The organism is Bacteroides sp. PHL 2737, from assembly GCF_004115325.2.
Classification (GTDB): domain Bacteria; phylum Bacteroidota; class Bacteroidia; order Bacteroidales; family Bacteroidaceae; genus Bacteroides; species Bacteroides hominis.
Genome location: NZ_CP040630.1, coordinates 3,315,304 through 3,336,949, shown reverse-complemented (window position 1 = coordinate 3,336,949; position 21,646 = coordinate 3,315,304). Strand labels below are relative to the sequence as shown.

Here is a 21,646-nt window from a genome sequence, read left to right as displayed (position 1 = left end):
TACCCGTTTATGAAAAGAATCCTATTCATATTCATTAGTATACCCCTACTCTTATTTGGTGCAGCTTCTCTTGTATATGCGCAGGAAACCAGCGATTACTCTAAACTGACTACGGAAGACTATACTAATATTTCCCTCCCCCCACTCGACCTTCTGTTCGAAAATGCCAAAGGAGGACCGATCTATGAACTGGCCGGTGTAAAAGAGCAGATAGAGCGCAAACTGCTGGCCAAGGAAAGACGCGCGTTCCTGAAGTTCTTCAGTGCCCGGGGTAGTTATCAGTGGGGAAAAGTAGGTATGGATAATACCTTTACTGATGTATCTACGCCCATCATGTACAACTACAATACATCCAAACAAACCATGTATACGATAGGTGGCGCTATCAACATCCCCTTTGACGAATTATTCGATCTGTCTCCTCGCGTTAAACGCCAGAAGCTGAATGTAAAAGCCGCTGCCTTGGAACGGGAAGTAAAGTTTGAAGAGATGAAGCGGGAAATCATCGAAATGTACGCAACCGCAACCTCTCAACTCAATGTATTAAAACTGCGGGCGGAAGCCTTGGAGTTAGCAACTATGCAGTATGATGTAGCCGAGAAGAATTTTGTAAACAACATCATTGACACGGGAAATTTGTCTGTCGAGAAGCAAAGACAATCCGCTGCATTAGAAGCTTTCGAAAAAAGTAAGTTTGAAGTAACCAAAAGCCTGATGATTCTGGAAGTCATCACCCGTACACCTATTTTAAGAAAATAAACAATTATACATTATGGACTATGTATTTTATCTGCTCCGTTCCCTCTATCGCGTGAAATGGTGGATCCTGTTGGGTACGGCCCTTATTACCGCTTTTGTATATTTCCGTATAGGACGGATGCAGGGAGGTTACAATGTGGAATCCACTCTTTATACAGGGGTTGTATCGGGCTATGGCATTGAAGAAGAGACTAAAGTAGACTGGGCGTTGGCTCAAAACTCAATGGACAACCTGGTCAATATCCTACAATCGGAAAGTACCCTGAAGCGTGTCTCCCTACGTCTTTTCTCACGCGTCCTGGTAAAAGGGAGGCCGGATAAAGACAACGAAGGAATCACCGCCTCCAGCTATAATTATACTTACAATCACATGAAGAACAGCAAGGATGGTAAAGCGCTGGTTGCCTTGATTGATCGGAACAGCGAAGACAAGACCATGGAGAACTTCATGAAATATGAACGTCCGGACAAAGAAAATTACATTTACGGATTGTTTTATTTTCAGCATGTATTTTACAGCTTTCAAGCCCTGAAGAAGATCAAAGTAGAACGTAAGGGAAACAGTGATTTAATCAAGACCAGCTATCAGTCCGGTGATCCGGGCATTGCCTATAATACGATTGACATCCTGATGAAGGAATTTGTCAACGAATATCAGGCACTCCGTTACGGAGGCACCGATAAAGTGATTGAATACTTTGAAGCTGAATTGAAACGCATCGGCAAAGAACTTGCCGGACAGGAAGATAATCTGACTCAATATAACGTGGACAACCGGATTATCAATTATTATGACGAGACCAAAGAGATAGCTGCCATCAATAAAGAATTTGAATTGCGCGAACAAGATGTCGAGTTTGCTTACAACAGTTCGAAAGCGATGCTTATGGAACTCGAGAGACAGATGGATGCAAACTCCAAGCTACTGATCCATAACGTGCAGTTAGTGGATAAGCTAAAGCAGACGAGCAATTTAACCGGAAAAATCACTGAGATGGAAACAATTTCATCGCCAAGTGACAGTACCGGAACCAAGCTCCAAGCCTACAAAGACCGCTTAGCGCAGAATCGGAAAGAATTGTCAAGCATTGCCAGCCGATACGTGAACGGACAACATTCCAAAGAAGGAGTTGCCCGAAACACCATCGTGGAACAGTGGCTCGACCAACTGCTGCTTTTTGAAAAAGCGAAAGCCGAACTGAAAATCGTACAAAAAAGCCGTAACGACCTGAATGCGAAATACACTCACTTCGCTCCGGTGGGCACCACCATTAAGCGCAAAGAACGCATCATCAACTTTACTGAACAGAGCTACCTGACCAATTTAAAGAGCTATAACGATGCCCTATTGCGCAAAAAGAATCTGGAGATGACAGCCGCCATCCTGAAAGTGCTCAATCCGCCTGCCTATCCGATCAATCAAGAATCTGTAGGACGCCGGAAAATTGTAGCGATGGCATGTGTCGGCACCTTTATCTTTTTAGTGGCAGTATTCCTATTGATAGAACTGATTGACCGCACTCTGCGTGACACGACCCGTACGCGCAAGCTGACAGGCGGCATTGTACTGGGCTCCTATCCTGCTCCCATGAAGCCCGGTCCCGTCAATAAACAATGTGAGGATATGGCCACCCGTTATATGGGCACCGCTATTCAACGTTTCTTTACCGGACGAGCAGAAGGGCTTCCTTTTATTCTCAATCTTCTCAGTACCGAAGAAGGCAGTGGCAAGTCCTATTTGGCAGAGCGCCTTAAGAACTATTGGGAATCGCTTGGCCTGAAAGTACGACTGCTGACCGACGGGATTGATTTCGACTCCGGTTCACCCGGCTTCATATTATCCCAAAGTCTGAAAGACATCTATACGCCTCAGTCCGAAGAAATCGTGATTGTGGAATACCGCAATCTGAAGCAAATAAACATACCGACACCCTTGTTGCAAGAAGCTCAATTGAACTTATTGATTGCTTCGGCTATCCTTGGTTGGAAGGCGACTGACAAGGTATTACTCCAAAAGCTCAGGTTACAGATAGGAAAGCCTCCTTATTTCTACCTCAACCGCGCGCCGAAGTACGAAGTAGAGACTTACACCGGTATGCTTCCGCCATATACCTGGATGCGCAAACAGATGTATCGGATCTCTCAACTCGCACTGACAGAAAGGTCTCTATACCGCCTCCGCAGCAAGAAAACCTCCAAAGACAATCTCCAGGATGACGATGATGACGAATGATGAAGAAATCTATAAAGAACGGGATCCGGATACATCCGAGCCCGTTTTTTATCTTTTGTTTGCCTCTCAGTTGATACTGATGTTGATGGGGATGTTCATGTCTGTCAAAATGGGTCTGGTCACTCTTCCGATAGTTACCGTATTGGGTGTGATTGCTTTAGGCAGATGCAGCAGCCGGAGTACAGACTGGAAACGGGGAAGAAACTTAATGGCAGGACTTATCCTGATATGGGGGCTCTATTGCCTGTTCGAAATAGGCAATCCTAACCACGTGCAGGAAGCCTGGAACATAGCCATCACCCAATACTTTTTCTATCCGTTGCTTTGCGCATTCTTAGTGCCCCTGACCATCCGTAACTATAAAGGGATAGAAGCTCTGCTGCTGATTTGGTCTGTTTTCGTTTTAATAGCCACCCTGAAAGGTTACTGGCAAAAAAATCACGGCTTCAACGAACGGGAACTCTATTTTCTTTACGTATTGGGCGGATATCGCACCCATATCATCTGGTCCGGCATCCGCTATTTTTCCTGCTTTTCCGATGCAGCCAACTATGGAGTCCACGCAGCCATGGCCGCCACCACATTCGGCCTGTCCGCCTTCTTCGTCCGTAAAAAGTGGATGAAGATATACTTCGGTGTCATCACCCTTTGCGCTCTTTATTGCATTGGCATCTCGGGTACCCGGGCAGCCGTAGGCGTACCGTTGGGAGGAATCCTGCTGTATGTTTTAATCTCTAAAAACTGGAAAGGATTTGTGCTTGGAGTCGTTTCACTGTTTGCCGTCTTTTCATTTTTTTACTTCACTAATATCGGAGACAGCAACCAGTATGTCCGCAAAATGCGCTCTGCCTTCCGCCCCAACAAAGATGCGTCCTATCAAGTAAGGGTTGAGAATAAGAACAACATGAAAGCATTGATGGCAGTAAGACCCATCGGTTACGGGCTCGGCCTGTCGAAAGGAGCACGTTTTCAGCCCCGGGAGCTGATGCACTACCCGCCCGATTCGTGGTTGGTGAGCGTATGGGTAGAAACGGGAATCATAGGACTGGTGCTCTATCTGCTTGTTCATGGAGTACTCTTTGCCTGGTGTTCCTGGCTATTGATGTTTAAGGTGATGAACAAGCGCTTGAGAGGCTTGTTGGCCGCCTGGCTTTGTATGGCTGCCGGTTTCTTCGTTGCCGCCTATGTAAATGATGTGATGCAATATCCCAACTCCATTATCGTTTATACCGGTTTCGCCCTTTGCATAGCGGGTCCTTATATCGATCCCGTGATGCAGAAAGAAGAAGAGGAACTGAAAAAGAAGAAAAATAAGACAGAGCAAGAAGAATTTTATTAATAATTGAAATAGAAATGAATACGATTCACCACAGATTACACGGAGGACACAGAGTTTTAATCTCTTGTTTATTAAGATGTTTAAGAGAAAGATATTCTCTGTGTTCTCTGTGTCCTCTGTGGTGAATAATACTCAAAACCGTTACATAAATGAAACAAACATCTCCTATCATCTCTTTTATCACCATCTGCTACAACGGCTTGAATGACACTTGTGAGCTGATAGAGTCGCTACGCACTACCATACACTCCGTCAGTTACGAAATCATTGTGGTGGACAACGCGTCCCGGCAAGATGAAGCCCGGATGATACAGGAACGATACCCCTTTGTGCGTACCCTCCGCAGCGAGAAGAACCTCGGATTCGCGGGAGGCAACAACCTCGGGATACAGATAGCGCAAGGACAATACCTGTTCCTGATCAACAATGACACTTACCTGACCGAAGACGGGTTGCCCGCCCTGATAGAACGGTTGGAGAGCAACCCCCGCATCGGGGCCGTATCACCCAAGATCCGCTTCGCCTTCCCACCGCAAAACATCCAGTTTGCCGGCTACACCAAGTTGAGCCCCTATACGATGCGCAACAAGGCTTTGGGTATGGGATGTCCGGACGATGCTACTTTCAGCACGCCCCGCCCCAGCGCCTACCTTCATGGAGCCGCACTGATGCTGAAACGGGAGGTCATCTGGAAAGCCGGGCTGATGCCGGAGATTTATTTCCTCTATTATGAAGAACTGGACTGGTGTACCAGCATGACGCGCGCCGGCTATCAGCTTTGGTACGAACCGCGCTGCACCGTTTTCCATAAAGAGAGCCAAAGCACCGGCAGGCAGAGCCCCCTTCGCGCTTTTTACATGATGCGAAACCGAATGCTTTACGCCTGGCGCAACCTGTCGGGAATGGAACGTTGCCTGTCCATCGTTTACCAGATGCTGGTAGTAGCTCCCAAAGACAGCCTGCGCTTCGCCCTGAAAGGACAGCCCAAGTTAGCAGGGGCCGTCTGGCGCGGAGTGAAGGATTTCTGGACGCTGTGCTGAATCGTCCGTATAAATGTTTAAACAATAACCCAATATCAGACTTATGATACTAACCTTGATCGACTGGATTTTATTCATTCCGCTGGCACTCTGCGTCAGCTATCTGCTGGTGTATGCCATCGCTTCCAAATTCTATCGTTCCCCCATCTATCCGGAAGCGGACAAGTTGCACCGCATCGCCGTATTCTTCCCCGCTTACAAGGAAGACAAAGTCATCATCGACTCCGTACGCTCTTTCCTTGAACAGGACTACCCCAAAGAGATGTACGATGTATACGTCATCTCCGACCACATGCAGGACTCCACCAACGAAGCCCTTCGGCAGCTCCCCATCCGCCTACTGACAGCCACCTACGAAGACAGTTCCAAGGCCAAAGCTCTCCTGCTGGCCATCCGTGCCATCCAGGAGGACGGAAAGGCAAGCGGGCTAAGCGACTACCGGCTGGCTTACATGTATGACATCGCCGTGGTAATGGATGCCGACAACGTAACCGTCCCCGGTTTCCTTTCCGAAGTAAACCGTGCCTACTCTGCCGGAGTAAAGTCGATGCAAGCCCACCGCACAGGCAAAAACCTGAATACGGACATCGCCCTGCTGGACGGGGTGAGCGAGGAAATCAACAACGGATTTTTCAGGAAAGGGCACAATGTCCTCGGATTGTCCGCCGGCTTGGCGGGTTCGGGTATGGCTTTCCAGTATTCCTGGTATTACGAGGCTGTGGATCAACTCAAAACGGCGGGCGAAGATAAGGAGCTGGAGCTTCTGCTGATTGAGTACGAAATGCATACCGTCTACTTGGATCACCTGCCCGTCTACGACGAGAAGACGCAAAAGAAAGAGAACATCAAGAATCAGCGCCGGCGCTGGATGGCAGCACAATTCAGCATTCTGCTCAGGGCGTTGCGCTTCATAAGAGACGTCAAGGAGGATGCGGGATGGTGGCGATGGTGGCCGGAACCGGATTTGACCAATAAAATCGTCCAATGGATGCTCCCCCCGCGCCTGGTGCAACTGACGGCCGTTTTCGGGCTGACACTGCTCGCCACATTAGTGAGCTGGCAGGCGGCACCCAAATGGTGGATATTGTCGGCAGCACAGATGGCAGCCATGTTCATTCCCGTCCCCGCCCGTCTGCTCAACGGCAGACTGCTGAAGGCACTGATGCAAGTACCCTCGCTGGCACTGGGAACCATCGCTAACCTGTTCCGGCTCAAAGGAGCTAACAAGAAATTCATACATACCGAACACGGGTGAGTGATAAATCACCACTCCGTGACACTGAGTTTCACGGAGTTTCAGTTCGCCACAAATTTCACAGATGAACACAAAGAATTTATTTTCTTTTGGATACCCATAAACGAAAGACTGGAACTCTATGAGCTTCTGTGATAAATCATCCTCTGCGAAACTCTGTAAGCCTCTATAGTTAATTATCACTGAGTTTTGCAGTTCCTTCTGTTCCTCGTTCACCGTTCCTTGTTCAAAAACGCTCATCGTTGGTGCAATAGACGCAATCACCGATTTGAGAATCAAGATCCATCTTTTAATCAAAACAGTTTCGGTCAATATGTTCATAAGATTTCATTTTAAAAAGTTGAGAGTATGCCTTCCTTTCGGGGAACGACCGGACAAAGCTAAGCATTGGAAGTAGAGAATACAAAAAAGTGGTGCAGATTGGTGCATTTCGGTGCAAAAGAGCACAGCGCTTTCCCGATGAAACACACCCTCTACCCAGGTTAAACAGAGCCTCTTTTACTCCCTTTTGAACCTTCCATTTCCACCATCCAGAGCCTCCAAAACACCAACACGGAGACCAGCATGCTTTCACACCCGCAATACTCTTTCAATCAGCTGTTTATAAAGACTGCATCGAAACCTGCCAACATGAAAACCTGCACATAAATAAATAATAAACAAAAAAGATATATTAAAATATATCAGCAGAATTTGCGATCGGAGGACGATTTTTCACTATCATCTGATCTCACTGCTCCCGAAACAAATCCAGGGCCCAGCATCATAAATCGCACCAGACTGTCCCGGAACTATTGGCAAGCTTACGAAAAAAAGCGAATTTATCTACCACACAGGCCTCCGAGATGATGGAAATAAGCCGCAGCTTGCTATGCAAACTGGAGCACGGCAAAAACATGTCGACTGAAAAACTGGCAGACATCATCGCTTACTACATTGCTTTCATAGAAGAAAACTCGGAAGTGAAAATCAGTTGCCGGGAGATACTGAACGAAATCATCATGCAGGCCTCACCTTTTTCCTGAAGGAGAAAAAGACTTTATTTAAATCTTTTTGTGTATCTTTGCTCTATTGAACCGTACCTCATACAAACAACATGGAACAACCTAACGGGCACCCCAAGGTGAGTGTCATTATCCCTGTATATAACACCTGCAACTACGTGCAGGAAGCACTTGAAAGCATTTGCCGGCAGACATTGACGGACTTGGAAATAATCGTGATAGACGATGGGTCGACTGACGGAAGCCGGGAAGTTATAGACAAGATAGCTGCCACAGACAGCCGTATCCAGGTATACGGACAAACGAATCAAGGATTGTCTGTCACACGCAACGAAGGCCTCAAATATGCTGTCGGAGAATATATTTATTTCATGGATAGTGATGACCTCTTAGAGCCGGACGCACTTGAGCTTTGCTATAACAAATGTATAGCAGAGGCTCTCGACTTCGTCTTTTTTGATGCGGAAACCTTTAGCGGTGAAGCCAATACAGGCAATAAGCCTTTCGATTATAAAAGAACCTCAGGACTATCTGAAAAAACATATAAAGGCACAGATATATTGAAACAACAATTAGAAACCTACAAGTTTAAGTCATCAGTCTGCCTCAACTTATTCCGACGGGAATTTATCAGCACTGAAAAGCTTTCATTCTATCCCGGAATATTGCATGAAGATCAACTTTTCATGGCACAAGCCTATCTGCATGCTTCACACATAGGATTCATCTGCCGTGCGTTTTTTCACCGCCGTGTCAGAACAGACTCTATCATGACCCGAAAATTTACATGGAAAAACATGGAGGGATACCTTACCGTAACCAACGAACTATTGAATAAAATCCCAACTTATCCCAAAGAATGCCATTACATCATATCCCTCTTTTTGCGACAGATGCTCGATGCTGCCGTATGGCAAGCCCATACATTACCTTTACGACAGCGCCTCAAGCTATGCCTGCTCTGCCTGCGGCATTACAAACGATACGTCAGCACACGGACACTGATGGTGCTGATGCTAAAAAAACAAAAGTTATGAATCCATTTCACCACGGAGGACACTGAGGACACAGAGAATATCTTTCTCTTAATTTTCTTGATAAATAAAAGATTAAAACCCTGTGTCCTCTGTGGTGAACCAAACTCAAAAACACCATAAGAATGACGTCTATCAAACATCAACTTTTCTCCGGAGTATTCTATACCGCCCTTGCCAAATACAGCGGCATAGGGGTGTCACTCGTCGTCGCGGGCGTATTGGCACGCCTGATTTCGCCGGACGACTTCGGCGTGATGGCCATAGCCACGGTGATCATTGCCTTTTTCAACCTGTTCACCGACGTAGGCCTGTCACCCGCCATCATCCAGCACAAAGGATTGACCCGGGAGAACCTGTCCGGACTCTTTTCTTTCACCATCTGGACAGGCATCGGCCTGGCACTGCTTTTCGCCGCTGCCTCGTGGCCCATTGCCGCCTACTACGACCGGGAAATACTGCGGACGCTGTGCCAGCTGCTGGCCGTCAACCTGTTTTTCGCCTCTGCCACCATCGTTCCCAACGCACTGTTCTACCGCAACAAAGAATTCAAATTCATCGCCCTGCGAAGCTTCGTCATACAGATCGCCACCGGTGCGGCAGCCGTAGTGGCGGCTCTGTGCGGAGCCGGATTGTATGCGCTGGTCATCGGGCCCATCCTGTCGGGCATCCTGATTTTCGTGGTCTCCATACGACGCTATCCGCAGCGCCTGAGGCTTACGTTGGGGCTCGACGTGTTGCGCCGGATATTCTCCTACTCTGCCTACCAGTTCCTGTTCAACATCATCAACTACTTCAGCCGGAACCTCGACAAACTACTGATCGGCAAGTACATGGGAATGTCTCCCCTGGGTTATTATGAAAAATCGTACCGCCTGATGATGCTGCCGTTACAAAACATCACACAGGTGATCACCCCGGTGATGCACCCCATCTTCAGCGAATACCAGAACGACCTTGAACGCCTGGCATCGGGTTACGAACGCATTGTCCGCTTTCTGGCCTTCATCGGACTGCCGCTGAGCGTGCTGCTGTACTTCACGGCCGGCGAAGTGACCCTGATCCTGTTCGGTGACCAATGGATGCCCTCCATCCCTATATTCCGGATACTCACGCTGTCGGTAGGCATACAGATCGTCCTCTCCTCCTCCGGATCCATCTTTCAGGCGGCAGGCGATACGAAAAGCCTGTTTGTGTGCGGCCTGTTTTCATCGGTACTCAACGTGGCGGGCATCCTGCTGGGCATTTTCCGGATAGGCACACTCCAAGCCGTAGCCACGTGCATCACACTGACGTTTACCGTCAACTTTGTGCAATGCTACTGGATGATGTACCGGGTGACACTGCACCGCAGCCTGCGGCATTTCGCGGTTCAGCTTGTATCACCATTAGCGGTCAGTGTGCTGCTGATAGCCGTACTCTATCCGCTCAGCCTGCTGACAGAAGGAGGCAACATTTTTCTGACCCTGATTGTAAAAAGCATTATATTTTTCTGTATATTTGGGTGCTACATACAGTTGACCGGTGAATATGACATCATCGGCAAGGCAAAAGGCATCCTGAACAAACGTAAAAGCAGGGGGTGAAAGCCCATCTTAAAAACAAAACAAACAATGAAAGCACTGTTTCTTATCTTCCACGGATTCGAAGAGGCAAACGGGATCAGCAAGAAAATCCGTTACCAGATAAAGGCACTCAAAGCGTGTGGCTTGGAAGTAGATACCTGTTGGCTGGATGACGCCCACGACCACAAACGGCGGATGATAAATAACCATGTCCTCCGGGATTATGGCAACGGAATCCGGGGAAAAATTCTGAAACGCACCGAATTAAACAGCATCGTCCATTATGTAAAGACAAACGGAATGCAACTGGTTTATGTAAGAAGCGACCACAATACAACTCCTTTTTTGATCTGCATGTTGTGGCGCCTCAAGCGGGCCGGCGTAAAAGTTGTCATGGAAATACCCACCTATCCCTATGACCAGGAATACAAAGGTCTTCCATGGGCATATCGGCGTGTATTAATGGCAGACAAGTGCTTACGTGGATTAATGGCCACGCAAATCGATAAGTTTGTCACTTTCTCAGACCACAAAACCATCTTCGGCCGCCCTACGATACAAATATCCAATGGAATCGATTTTGACTTCATTCCCCTCAAACAGAGCACTGCCACTACCCGCGAACTGCACTTGATAGCCGTAGCCACCATACACCCGTGGCACGGATTCGACCGTGTCATCCGGGGATTGACACACTACCTCCGGCACGAGCATCGGGAAGATGTCAAGCTACACATCGTAGGTCAGGGCGTACCGGCAGTCGTCGACGAATACCACGCCCTGGTGGAGGAAGGGGCAATAGAACAAAACGTTATCTTCCATGGCCCCTTGTTCGGAGAACCTCTGAACCGGGTATTCGACCAATGTCAAATAGGAATAGGCAGCCTGGGGCGCCATCGAAGCGGAATCACAGACCTGCGGTCACTGAAAAATCGCGAGTACGCTGCCAGAGGTATCCCTTTCATCTATTCAGAAACAGATGCGGACTTCGAATCGATGCCCTACATCCTGAAGATATCGGCAGACGAATCTCCGGTAGACATCGGACAAGTGGTCCGATTCTACCATTCGGCAAAAGAGATCCGACCGGCTGACATACGAGCCTCCATCCGGAATAAACTTTCGTGGGAAGTGCAAATGAAACATGTAATCGAGGAACTATGAAACAACCCATAAAAATAGCCTACTGTATCCCCGAACTCACTGTCGCAAGTGGCATGGAGAGGGTACTTACATTAAAAATGAACTATCTGGCCGACGTTTTGGGATATGACATATACGTCATCCAGACTGAAAATAAAGAACTGCCTCCTTATTATCCTTTATCAGAGAAAGTCCACATCATCCATCTGGACCTCAATTTCAATCACATATACACAACCGCCAAGTATCTGTGGCAGCGATTGTGGAAATACAGCCAACTGCAAAGAATCTATAAGAAACGGTTGACTGAGGCATTGATGCAAATCCGTCCGGATATTACAATTTCCGTTTTGCGGCGAGAGATTAATTTCTTAACTTCCATCAAAGACGGTAGCCTGAAAATCGGCGAATTCCACTTCAGCCGGCATAATTACCGCAGCCTGGAACACCAAAAGTTCCTTCCACACTTCGTCCGCCGGAAATTATCAGAATTATGGATCGGGCAACTGATTAATAAACTGCGTAAGCTGGACCGTTTTGTCGTGTTGACAGATGAAGATAAAGAGATGTGGCCGGAACTGGACAATGTCATTCGCATATACAACCCGATCTCTTTTAAAGTAGAGCATACAGCCGAAGGGACGGCACACCGGGCTATTGCCGTCGGGCGATACACCTACCAAAAAGGATTCGACATACTGCTGCCTGCATGGCAGATCGTCAGCCGTAAACATCCGGACTGGGAACTGGAGATATTTGGCGCAGGCGACCGAGCTGCTTATCAAGAACAAGCCCGGAAACTGGATATAGAAAAAACATGCCATCTGAACGGCATTACCAATGACATAGCAACAGAAATGCGCCGAAGTTCTATTTTCATACTTTCATCACGTTATGAAGGGTTTGGCATGGTCATAACAGAAGCTATGGCATGTGGAATCCCTCCGGTAGCATTTGCCTGCCCATGCGGTCCACGCGACATCATTACAGACGGAAAAGACGGATTGCTGGCCGAAAACGGCAACATCGAATCCCTGGCCGAAAAAATCATCTACCTGATAGAGCATGAAGCTCAACGACAGCAGATGGGAAAACAGGCACAACAAAGCATACGAAAATTTCATCTGGATACAATCATGCAACAATGGGACGAACTCTTTAAAAAACTACTATCATGAACATAACGCAGCTTATAACCCGGATATACCATAAATTGAAATATGGCAGTACGGTGGAGTGGTATAACTTTTGGTATATAGTTCTCCGCAGACGGCAAAAGATTATCCCTCAAGTGGCATCAATAGATGAAACGATCCGGAAAATAATACAAGACCGATGCTCCGTCAGCCGCTTTGGTGACGGAGAAATGTTATTGACCAACGCCCACAAAAGAATTGGTTTCCAAGAAGGTAATCCCCAACTGGCCCAGCGGCTCAAAGAGGTGTTGACCAGCGATAATGATAAACATTTAGTATGCATATCCGATGTTTTTCAGCATTTGGAACGCTACAACCGGAAAGCGCGAAGATTCTGGCGCACTCACTTCTTTATCTACGGCCCGTGGTGGGACCGGCTATTACTTCCCGGACGAACCTATTATAATACATTTGTCACACGTCCTTATATGGATTTTAAATCGAAAAGAGAATGCGGGAAATGGTTCCATGACATGAAAGGCATTTGGGAAGGCAGAGACATCATATTTATCGAAGGCGAAAAAAGCCGTTTAGGGGTGGGCAACGACCTCTTTGACAATGCACAGAGCATCCACCGGATTTTATGCCCGCCCTGTAACGCTTTCAACTCTATAAATCGCATCCGGGCAGAAGCATGCAAACAAAACAAAAACGTGCTCTTCCTGATCGCATTGGGCCCCACAGCTACAGTATTGGCCTACGATTTGTTCAAAGCGGGATACCAAGCTATCGACATCGGGCACGTGGATGTGGAATATGAATGGTGGCGTATGGGCGCGCGACGCAAAGTGAAACTCGAACGCAAATATGTGAACGAGGCCCTGAATGGAAGCCAAGTAGCCGATGCGGGAGAAGAATATAACAGACAAATAATCACAAAAATAAATTAAGAGAATAAAAAAACATTATTTGAAACATTAAAAGTAACAAAAGAGTAAATGATGAAGTGGTATACAAAATATTTGCAAGTATACGAAAAACCTTTTGCTGAAGCACCGCAAAATGTCATTGACGAAGTTCGTGAGAATTTGAGAAAGCTACAGTCGGATTCTCCGGTTGTTACAGTCTCCGTCATAGGATATAACGAAGAGAAACGTTTATTGGCAAGCCTGTGGTCCTTAAGTGAGATGAAGTGCAAATATCCGGTAGAGATTATCGGGACAGACAATGATTCTAAGGACCGGACGGCAGAAATCTATGAAGCGACAGGGGTACCATATGCGATAGAATATCAACACAGCTGCGGACACGCCCGACTTTGCGGATTAAATCGTGCGCGGGGAAAATATCACATTAATATTGATTCCGATACTTTGTACCCTCCGCACTATGTCGAGACAATGGTTAACGCATTAGAGCGTCCCGGAGTTGTGGCGGTAAGTTCACTATGGAGTTATATACCCGACAAAGAACACTCCCGGACCGGATTAAAAGTATATGAGTTTCTCAGGGATATTCATCTATGGATACAATCAATCAAACGCCCGGAATTAAGTGTAAGAGGACTGGTATTCGCATACCGCACGGATTACGCCCGCCAAACAGGGATACGCACAGACATCAAACGGGGTGAAGACGGATCGTTGGCCTTACGGCTCAAAGAGTATGGAAAAATATACTTTATACGTAAAAAGAAGGCACGTGCGGTCACAGGATATGGCACCATAAGTGCTGACGGATCATTAGCCGGCAGTTTCAAAGTGCGGGCGATCAATGCTCTCAGAAACATAGGAGGAATATTCACCTCCCGAAAAGAATATAAAGATGAAGACGACAACCTGATTCAACCTAAATAAAATTAAAATAAAAAATACTATGATCACCGTACAAATTCTTTTCTGGCTTGCCCTCTTCCTCGTATTCTATACCCACTTGGGATACGGAATACTGCTTTACACACTGGTCAAGCTCAAAGAACTCACTGTGAAACCCGTCAAGCGGCAACTCCCGCCCGACAAGCTGCTGCCGGACGTGACACTTTTTATCACAGCCTTTAACGAAGAAGACGTTGTGGACGAAAAAATGCGCAACTGCCTGAAACTGGACTATCCCGAGGACAAGTTGCACATTGTGTGGACCACCGACGGAAGCAACGACTCTACCAACGAACGACTGAAGGCATGGCCGCAAGCCACCGTCCACTTCCAACCCCTGCGGCAAGGAAAAACCGCTGCCATGACACGGGGGATGACACTGGTGGACACGCCACTTGTGGTATTCACCGACGCCAACACAATGCTGAACCGGGAAGCGATACGCGAAATCGTGTTGGCTTTTGAGGATCCGGGGGTGGGATGCGTGGCCGGAGAAAAACGCATCGCCGTGCAAGAAAAGGATGGAGCCGCAGCCGGTGGCGAGGGCATATACTGGAAATATGAATCGACACTGAAAGCACTGGACGCACGTCTGTATTCGGCTGTGGGAGCCGCAGGCGAGCTGTTTGCCATACGCCGGGAGCTGTTCACGGTGATGGAACCGGATACACTGCTGGATGACTTCATCCTGTCGCTGCGCATCGCCATGCAGGGATACAAGATAGCCTATTGCACCCGGGCATATGCCATCGAAAGCGGATCGGCAGACATGGGCGAAGAGCAGAAAAGAAAGGTGCGCATTGCCGCCGGCGGACTGCAATCTGTCTGGCGGCTGAGGGAACTGCTCAATCCCTTCCGTTACGGAGTGCTGAGTTTCCAGTATATATCACACAGGGTGCTGCGGTGGTCGGTGGCCCCGGTGCTGCTGTTCGCCTTGCTCCCGCTCAACGTTGCCATACTGCTGATGGGGGGCTCTCCTATCTGGTACGGCACCATTCTGGCACTTCAGGTATTGTTCTACATCTTAGCGATGGGAGGCTATTACCTGTCTGCCCGGCAAATAAAAAACAAGCTGTTATTCATCCCATATTATTTCCTGTTTATGAACATTAACGTGATGAAAGGTGTTAACTACCTTCGTAAAATGAAAGGAACAGGAGCATGGGAAAAAGCCCAAAGAACGAAAACAGAATCCTTAAACCAATAAACCAAACGAAGCATGGATAGAATACTGCATGACGTAAACAATGCCCATAAGATATTGCAACTGACAGCTGACACACTGATCTTGGTGGACAAAAACGGCACGTGTCTGGACATCGACCCGCACAGCGATTTGTGGTTTCTGCAAGAAGACAGGCTCTTGGGAAAAAATCTGTTCAATCTGCTTCCCGACCATACCTTCCAGAAACTGCTGCCGGACTTCCGCCGGGTGACCCAACAGGGGATAACGGTGAACCGCAACTACAGGCTGCCGTTGGAAGGAGGCGAAACGTACTACTTCAAATGCATCATGCAGCCGTATGACGGCGACAAGGTGTTGTGCCAATATCGAGACATCACGGCACGGAGCAACGTAAAGCTGCAACTGGAACGTACGAATTACGAACTGAAAGAGATACAAAAAGCGGCACAGATAGGGCAATGGAAATATTCATCGCGCGAAAAGACATTCTATTATCGGGGATACAACGGAATAGTATGTACGGAAGAAGAGCGGAGCATCAACTTTCAGGATTATTACGAGACCATTCTGAGCGAAGATCTGCCTGCCGTGAACACATGGATGGAGGCAAACCGCCGTAAACTGGTAAAGGAGTACATCGAATACCGCATTCTGCTGGAAGGACAGGTATACTATATGCGCCAGCAATGCTACCTGAGGGGTGAAGAAGAAGACGGTAACATCATTCTGGAAGGATATATACAGAACATTACGGACATCCAGCGGAAGAGGAATGACATCAACACGCTGACGCATGCCATCAACAATGCCAAAGAAAGTATTTATGCGGCACGGAAAGACGGCACGCTGATATTTGCCAACAGACAGTTCAGGCTCAACCACCGGATCGCGGAACAGGCGGACCTATCGCAAATACGGATTTTCGACATTGTAGGCGACATGGACAGTCCGAAGGATTGGGAAGAACGTTACCACAGCATACGGGAAGGACAGAATTTCAACTTCCTGGCCTACCACCCGCTGAAGCATGATAAAAGCACATTGGCGTTTGAGGGTACGATGTACAGCGTGACAACGGATGACGGAGAAGAAACCTTTTGGTCGTTTACACACGACATATCGGAACGTATACGGTACGAATCGCAGATAAAACGGCTCAACCGCATCATGGATACCACGATGGAAAACCTCCCGGCGGGGATCGTTGTGAAGGATATAGAGAATGATTTCCGGTATATCTACCGAAACCGGGAATCGTATAACCGGGATATCAGCGCGGAAAACGCCATCGGTATGAACGATTTCGATTATTATCCGCTGGAAATGGCACAGCAGAAACGGAAAGAGGACATGGAAATTGCCAATACCGGAAAAGGGATGCACTGGATCATGGAAGGTAAAGACAAAAATGGCAATCTGCTGATTCTGGACAAACAAAAAATCATAGTAGAAAGTGAAGACTTCTCGCCCATCATTGTCAGCATCGAGTGGGACATTACTCAGCTGGAACTGATGCGCCGCGAACTGATGGAATCGAAAGAGAAAGCAGAGACGTCGGATAAACTGAAGTCGGCCTTTCTTGCCAATATGAGCCACGAAATACGGACACCGCTCAACGCCATCGTAGGATTCTCACGCATCATCTCGGAGAGCGAAAACCCGGAAGAGCGAAAAGAATATTATGAAATAGTGGATGCCAACAACGAACGGTTGCTGCAACTGATCAATGAAATACTGGATCTGTCGAAAATAGAATCGGGCATCGTGGAGTTCACTTACGGACCGGTAAAGCTGCACACGCTTTGCAAAGAGATTCATGATGCACATGTGTTCCGCTGCCCGCAAGGAGTGGAACTGAAATTCGACTCGCCGGACGAAGCTTTGAGCATTCACTCGGACAAGAACCGGATTTTCCAGGTATTCTCTAACCTGATAGGAAATGCATTTAAGTTCACGACACAAGGCAGCGTGAGCTACGGCTACAGGCAAGAAGCCGAAAAAGTGGTGTTTTACGTAAAAGACACCGGACTGGGCATCGAACCGGAGAAGTTGGGACGGGTGTTTCAGCGCTTTGCCAAGCTCAATAACTTTGCTCAGGGCACGGGGTTGGGACTGTCGATATGCAAGACTATCATCGAACGTCTGGGAGGAGAAATATCCGTTTCTTCGGAAGTGGGGACAGGTACTACATTTACCTTCTGGCTACCTCTGGAAAGCGCAATGCAAGATGTGAAGGCCGATAAGGAAGAACATCGGGACGGAGAAACCGACAACCGGCAATATCCGGAAGCCGACGACCGGACAAAAGAGCCGGCGGGAAGCAAGGAGGAACGTAAATCCATGGAAGTAACGGAGGCGGAAACCGATAAGGCTACCATCCTGATAGCAGAAGATACCGACAGCAATTATGACTTGCTAAATGCGATCCTGGGCAGGAAATACCACCTGGTACGTGCCAGAGATGGCATGGAAGCTGTAACCATGTACGATGAAGCGGAACCGGACCTGATATTAATGGATATAAAAATGCCCAATCTGGATGGGCTGGAGGCTACCAGGATCATCCGGCAATTGTCCGCAGATGTACCTATCATCGCACAGAGTGCTTATGCTTATGAATATGACCGGAAAGCTGCCGAAGAGGCAGGATGCAACGATTTCATCTCGAAACCGATTGCTCAGGAAAAGCTGAAGGAGATGATAAAGAAATGGTTGAGATAAAGAACCTCACCACAAGTTCACCACAGAGGACACAGAGGACACGGAGTTTTTATTTTCCAGGTTTATAGAAAGATCTTAAATTCTTCCTCTGTGAACTCTGTGTCCTCTGTGGTGAACTTATGGTGGACTAAAATGCAGAATTTAAAACAATGGGAAAGAAAGCCGTATCCAAATTATTTTATTATACCTCTGTCGCACTGACTTTTGCTTTGGCTGGTGTCACCGTCACCGGTGCATTTGCCGGGCATGTTCCCCCGGAAAGTTCGACTTTAATACCTTTCATCGGGCTCTTGCTGTCGGGGCTCTTGTTAATCAACCTCGCTGCGGCCATCTATTGGGGCATACGCCGCCGGTTCTGGATAGTCATTCCGCTGATAGCCATAGCTGCCAACTGGCAATATCTGGGACGGATATTCCAACCACCCTTTCCGGCGGAAAAAGGAGGTGGAAAAACTTTGAAAATAGCAACGTATAACGTAGACAGTTTCGGTAACGAGCAATCGGGGTACTCGTGCAAAGAAATCGCGAAATACATGGAAGAGCATCAAGTGGACATCGTCTGTCTTCAAGAGTTTGCCGCTAACCGATATTTCACCGCAGACAGCATACGAAACACTTTTGCAAACTGGCAATACGTCATTATCCCGCAAGCTCCGGACAGCATCTCCATCCTGCAGATAGCTTTATTCAGCAAATATCCGGTGAAGGACAGCAAACTGATCACTTATCCGGACTCAAGGAATTGCAGTATGTGGTGCGACCTGGACGTAGACGGACAAACGGTTCGTGTTTTCAATAACCACCTGCAAACAACGGAGGTCAGCCAAAATAAGCGCAGACTGGAAAGGGAACTGGCTAAAAACGAACTGACAGGCAGAGAGGAAGCAGCGGCCAGGCAATTGTTGGAGGGACTCAACGAGAACTTCAGGAAACGTGCGGCACAGGCAAAGACTTTGGAACAATTAATCCGCACCACCCCCTACCCTATACTGGTTTGCGGTGACTTTAACTCTCTCCCATCGTCCTACACATACAGTACCGTGAAAGGTGACAATCTTCAAGACGGATTCCAGACTTGCGGACATGGGTACATGTATACGTTCCGGTACTTTAAACGCCTGCTGAGAATCGACTATATTTTCCATTCCAAAGAATTTAAAGGGGTAGACTACTATTCGCCTGACCTCGATTTGTGCAGTGATCATAATCCGGTAGTGATGGAGGTGAAGATGTAAACGGGAGTGTATCAAAATGCCTTTTCACCACAGATCACACAGATTATCACAGATACCATAGATTAAAAATATTAATAATCAACGAATTAAGCTCACTCTATGTTACTCTGCGTCCTCTGTGGTGCGTTTCACCCCCATAACTCTCTCGTTATAATATAAAAGAAGGCCGTCCTGATTACTCAGAGCGGCCTTTCTTATTATAAATGAATTAGTTTCCTTATTCTACTTTCTTCAAAGAGTCTGCAACATATTCAAACTGTCCTTTACCTGTCACTTTATACTTAATGGTATATTGTGTGGTAGAAGAACCGTCGTAAATGGCGAAGTTAATTGTATAGAACACATCTACGCCTTCTACCACATCAGCACTGCCGTAGATTGCTTTCAATCCCGGAAGGAATGCTTCTGGCAAACGTTCGAACATCAACTTAGTAAGATCGGCATCTGACATCGAGCCATAAGCGGAAGCACTTTGTGCCTTCCATGCGGAGGGACGGAAGTCGAAATTGTTATTGTAAGCCGAACCACCATAATAATAATCGTTGTTACCGTATGAAGTCACATACTCAGGATGGTTCTCTTTCACCCAATCGGTGATGGCCTGATAGAACGCAGCAGACTCCGCATTACCCTTCTCAGCCTTCAACGTGATTACTGTACTCGGGTCAAAGTTCCACTTACCGTCAGACAGTACAAACTGCTCTGTCTTATCAACAATACGTGTATTCAACTCCCATCTCGCTTTTTCGGCAGAATAAGTGTATTCATCACTGTAGATATTCAAAGCTTTGCCGTTATAGAATCTGTAAACTACTACACGTGCATCGCCATCAACAGGATATGCCACCATCTTAGACAAATAAGCAGGCAGATAATTCACAGCCGGAACATCAGAAGTAAAGTAACGTTTGCTCTGTCCCATATCTCCATAATCGGCAAATGTGGGAACATATACGTTATTGTTCTTATCCTTCCAGCTCTTACCATCGTACACTTTCACTGCGTAAGCAGGAGTAGAAAGACTGTTAGCCGGGATAGAAGTACCTACCATGATGTTATCAATCTGATAAGTAGTAGTCTTTTTATTGGCACCATCACCTACATACTTAAAGGCTACATAAACCTTCTTGCCCGCATAAGCTGATAAAGACATCTTACCGGCAGATGCAAATGTACCGTAACCGCTTGTCGGCTTGGTAGGGATGTTGAAATCCGAAGTTACGTCAGTCCAGTGAGCAGCTTTAACATCTTTACCATCAAAATCTTCTGAGATAAGCACTGACAGACAGTTGGCATTGTAATAACCCACAGTTACATCAAAACCAAGATAATCACCGGCAACAACAGAAACAGCAGGGGTAACCATCCAAGCTATACATTCACCTTCCATCTTATTGGCCGAGTATTGCACATACTGATTATCATCATAAGAAGTCACTTTCCACTCGGTTCCACCAACAGAACTGAGAAACCAGCCTTTCAGCTCAGTTAAGTCTCCGGTAGGAAGTGCTTCAAAATCCTGCCACATCAACGGATTCTCCAACTGTCCCTCGCCCAACTTATAGTCAACGAAAACAGCAGTTCCTTTTTCAGCATCTTTAAACTTCTCGTTCAATATCTTATACATTTGGCCTTCAGTCTTTTCATTCAGATAAGGCGCAAACGCATCCTCACCATAAACCAACTTGTATTCGGCATCCGTCGGTTTCAGATATTTCACCGAAGCATACTCAGACAGCAAAGAAGACATCGCTTCTTTGTACTTATAAGTAATCTTTGCACTCGAGCCCTTATCGGCGGTGTAATACTTATCAAGCAAGAAAGCAGGGATATAGGTGGCTCCTGTAATCTTCTCTGTCAGATAAAGATTGGTCTTGATGTTCTCAAGATCTTTAGATACACCACCTGCTTTGGCGATATCTTTATTAGTAGAGTTCGTACTGATAGTTGCATAATCAGCATCAGTCAGCGTATATTCTATCTTCATCAAATTCGTCGGTTGGGTCATCTCGTCCAATCCTTCGAAGTTGTCATCATTATATTTACAGCCGGACAGCAGAATCAACGATACCGCTACAGGCATTAATAGATTTCTATTCATAATTTAAACTTCCTGTTTTAG

The 21,646-nt window shown here is 47.0% G+C and carries 16 protein-coding genes; 15 read left to right on the top strand and 1 reads right to left on the bottom strand.

Going from position 1 to position 21,646, the window contains the following annotated elements; genetic code table 11:
• Positions 1–9: 9 nt before the first annotated feature.
• The 15 genes from DBK98_RS13620 to DBK98_RS13550 all read left to right on the top strand — a co-directional run bounded on the left by DBK98_RS13620 (position 10) and on the right by DBK98_RS13550 (position 19,524).
• Positions 10–759: a TolC family protein gene (locus tag DBK98_RS13620; RefSeq protein WP_032536125.1), complete on the top strand. Its 750-nt coding sequence runs from the start codon at positions 10–12 to the stop codon at positions 757–759.
• Between the two features lie 13 nt (positions 760–772).
• Positions 773–2,992 carry a hypothetical protein gene (locus tag DBK98_RS13615; RefSeq protein ID WP_032536124.1) on the top strand — a complete coding sequence of 740 codons (2,220 nt, stop codon included), beginning with the start codon at positions 773–775 and terminating at the stop codon, positions 2,990–2,992.
• Positions 2,982–4,331 carry an O-antigen ligase gene (locus DBK98_RS13610; RefSeq protein ID WP_032536140.1) on the top strand — a complete coding sequence of 450 codons (1,350 nt, stop codon included), beginning with the start codon at positions 2,982–2,984 and terminating at the stop codon, positions 4,329–4,331. The genes DBK98_RS13615 and DBK98_RS13610 overlap by 11 nt, the downstream gene beginning before the upstream one ends.
• 149 nt (positions 4,332–4,480) lie before the next feature.
• Entirely contained in the window at positions 4,481–5,371 is an 891-nt protein-coding gene (locus DBK98_RS13605) for a glycosyltransferase family 2 protein (protein ID WP_032536123.1), read from the top strand.
• A gap of 43 nt (positions 5,372–5,414) precedes the next feature.
• A complete protein-coding gene (locus DBK98_RS13600; protein ID WP_032536122.1) occupies positions 5,415–6,626 on the top strand; it encodes a glycosyltransferase family 2 protein in 1,212 nt (403 codons plus the stop codon).
• Between the two features lie 845 nt (positions 6,627–7,471).
• A complete protein-coding gene (locus tag DBK98_RS13595) occupies positions 7,472–7,651 on the top strand; it encodes a hypothetical protein (RefSeq protein ID WP_032530920.1) in 180 nt (59 codons plus the stop codon).
• A gap of 71 nt (positions 7,652–7,722) precedes the next feature.
• Positions 7,723–8,667 carry a glycosyltransferase gene (locus tag DBK98_RS13590; protein ID WP_022011779.1) on the top strand — a complete coding sequence of 315 codons (945 nt, stop codon included), beginning with the start codon at positions 7,723–7,725 and terminating at the stop codon, positions 8,665–8,667.
• Positions 8,668–8,789: 122 nt separating this feature from the next.
• The gene (locus DBK98_RS13585) at positions 8,790–10,250 is read left to right on the top strand and encodes a lipopolysaccharide biosynthesis protein (RefSeq protein WP_005776896.1); all 1,461 of its coding nucleotides are present in this window, start codon (positions 8,790–8,792) and stop codon (positions 10,248–10,250) included.
• A 27-nt stretch (positions 10,251–10,277) separates the two neighbouring features.
• A complete protein-coding gene (locus DBK98_RS13580) occupies positions 10,278–11,393 on the top strand; it encodes a glycosyltransferase (RefSeq protein ID WP_032530882.1) in 1,116 nt (371 codons plus the stop codon).
• Positions 11,390–12,550 carry a glycosyltransferase family 4 protein gene (locus DBK98_RS13575; RefSeq protein ID WP_032536121.1) on the top strand — a complete coding sequence of 387 codons (1,161 nt, stop codon included), beginning with the start codon at positions 11,390–11,392 and terminating at the stop codon, positions 12,548–12,550. The genes DBK98_RS13580 and DBK98_RS13575 overlap by 4 nt, the downstream gene beginning before the upstream one ends.
• Entirely contained in the window at positions 12,547–13,458 is a 912-nt protein-coding gene (locus DBK98_RS13570) for an SP_1767 family glycosyltransferase (protein WP_005776893.1), read from the top strand. Before DBK98_RS13575 ends, DBK98_RS13570 begins: the two co-directional genes overlap by 4 nt.
• 51 nt (positions 13,459–13,509) lie before the next feature.
• Positions 13,510–14,364, top strand: coding sequence for a glycosyltransferase family 2 protein (locus DBK98_RS13565; RefSeq protein ID WP_005776892.1), 855 nt, complete (start codon positions 13,510–13,512; stop codon positions 14,362–14,364).
• 19 nt (positions 14,365–14,383) lie between these two features.
• Complete coding sequence (locus DBK98_RS13560; RefSeq protein ID WP_005805306.1) at positions 14,384–15,589, top strand: glycosyltransferase family 2 protein; 1,206 nt, start codon at positions 14,384–14,386, stop codon at positions 15,587–15,589.
• Between the two features lie 12 nt (positions 15,590–15,601).
• Positions 15,602–18,289: an ATP-binding protein gene (locus DBK98_RS13555; protein ID WP_005805304.1), complete on the top strand. Its 2,688-nt coding sequence runs from the start codon at positions 15,602–15,604 to the stop codon at positions 18,287–18,289.
• A 149-nt stretch (positions 18,290–18,438) separates the two neighbouring features.
• Positions 18,439–19,524, top strand: a complete 1,086-nt coding sequence (locus DBK98_RS13550; RefSeq protein WP_032536120.1) for an endonuclease/exonuclease/phosphatase family protein — start codon at positions 18,439–18,441, stop codon at positions 19,522–19,524.
• A 217-nt stretch (positions 19,525–19,741) separates the two neighbouring features.
• Here DBK98_RS13550 and DBK98_RS13545 read toward each other — a convergent pair whose 3' ends face one another.
• Complete coding sequence (locus tag DBK98_RS13545; protein ID WP_032536119.1) at positions 19,742–21,625, bottom strand: choice-of-anchor J domain-containing protein; 1,884 nt, start codon at positions 21,623–21,625, stop codon at positions 19,742–19,744.
• Positions 21,626–21,646 lie beyond the last annotated feature (21 nt).

Excerpts from the sequence above, each read along its gene's own strand:
- DBK98_RS13600 (WP_032536122.1), top strand. The coding sequence starts at position 5,415 with ATGATACTAACCTTGATCGACTGGATTTTATTCATTCCGCTGGCACTC.
- DBK98_RS13545 (WP_032536119.1), bottom strand. The coding sequence starts at position 21,625 with ATGAATAGAAATCTATTAATGCCTGTAGCGGTATCGTTGATTCTGCTG.
- DBK98_RS13580 (WP_032530882.1), top strand. The coding sequence starts at position 10,278 with ATGAAAGCACTGTTTCTTATCTTCCACGGATTCGAAGAGGCAAACGGG.
- DBK98_RS13565 (WP_005776892.1), top strand. The coding sequence starts at position 13,510 with ATGAAGTGGTATACAAAATATTTGCAAGTATACGAAAAACCTTTTGCT.
- DBK98_RS13550 (WP_032536120.1), top strand. The coding sequence starts at position 18,439 with ATGGGAAAGAAAGCCGTATCCAAATTATTTTATTATACCTCTGTCGCA.
- DBK98_RS13560 (WP_005805306.1), top strand. The coding sequence starts at position 14,384 with ATGATCACCGTACAAATTCTTTTCTGGCTTGCCCTCTTCCTCGTATTC.
- DBK98_RS13590 (WP_022011779.1), top strand. The coding sequence starts at position 7,723 with ATGGAACAACCTAACGGGCACCCCAAGGTGAGTGTCATTATCCCTGTA.
- DBK98_RS13570 (WP_005776893.1), top strand. The coding sequence starts at position 12,547 with ATGAACATAACGCAGCTTATAACCCGGATATACCATAAATTGAAATAT.
- DBK98_RS13585 (WP_005776896.1), top strand. The coding sequence starts at position 8,790 with ATGACGTCTATCAAACATCAACTTTTCTCCGGAGTATTCTATACCGCC.
- DBK98_RS13555 (WP_005805304.1), top strand. The coding sequence starts at position 15,602 with ATGGATAGAATACTGCATGACGTAAACAATGCCCATAAGATATTGCAA.
- DBK98_RS13610 (WP_032536140.1), top strand. The coding sequence starts at position 2,982 with ATGACGAATGATGAAGAAATCTATAAAGAACGGGATCCGGATACATCC.
- DBK98_RS13605 (WP_032536123.1), top strand. The coding sequence starts at position 4,481 with ATGAAACAAACATCTCCTATCATCTCTTTTATCACCATCTGCTACAAC.
- DBK98_RS13595 (WP_032530920.1), top strand. The coding sequence starts at position 7,472 with ATGATGGAAATAAGCCGCAGCTTGCTATGCAAACTGGAGCACGGCAAA.
- DBK98_RS13575 (WP_032536121.1), top strand. The coding sequence starts at position 11,390 with ATGAAACAACCCATAAAAATAGCCTACTGTATCCCCGAACTCACTGTC.
- DBK98_RS13615 (WP_032536124.1), top strand. The coding sequence starts at position 773 with ATGGACTATGTATTTTATCTGCTCCGTTCCCTCTATCGCGTGAAATGG.
- DBK98_RS13620 (WP_032536125.1), top strand. The coding sequence starts at position 10 with ATGAAAAGAATCCTATTCATATTCATTAGTATACCCCTACTCTTATTT.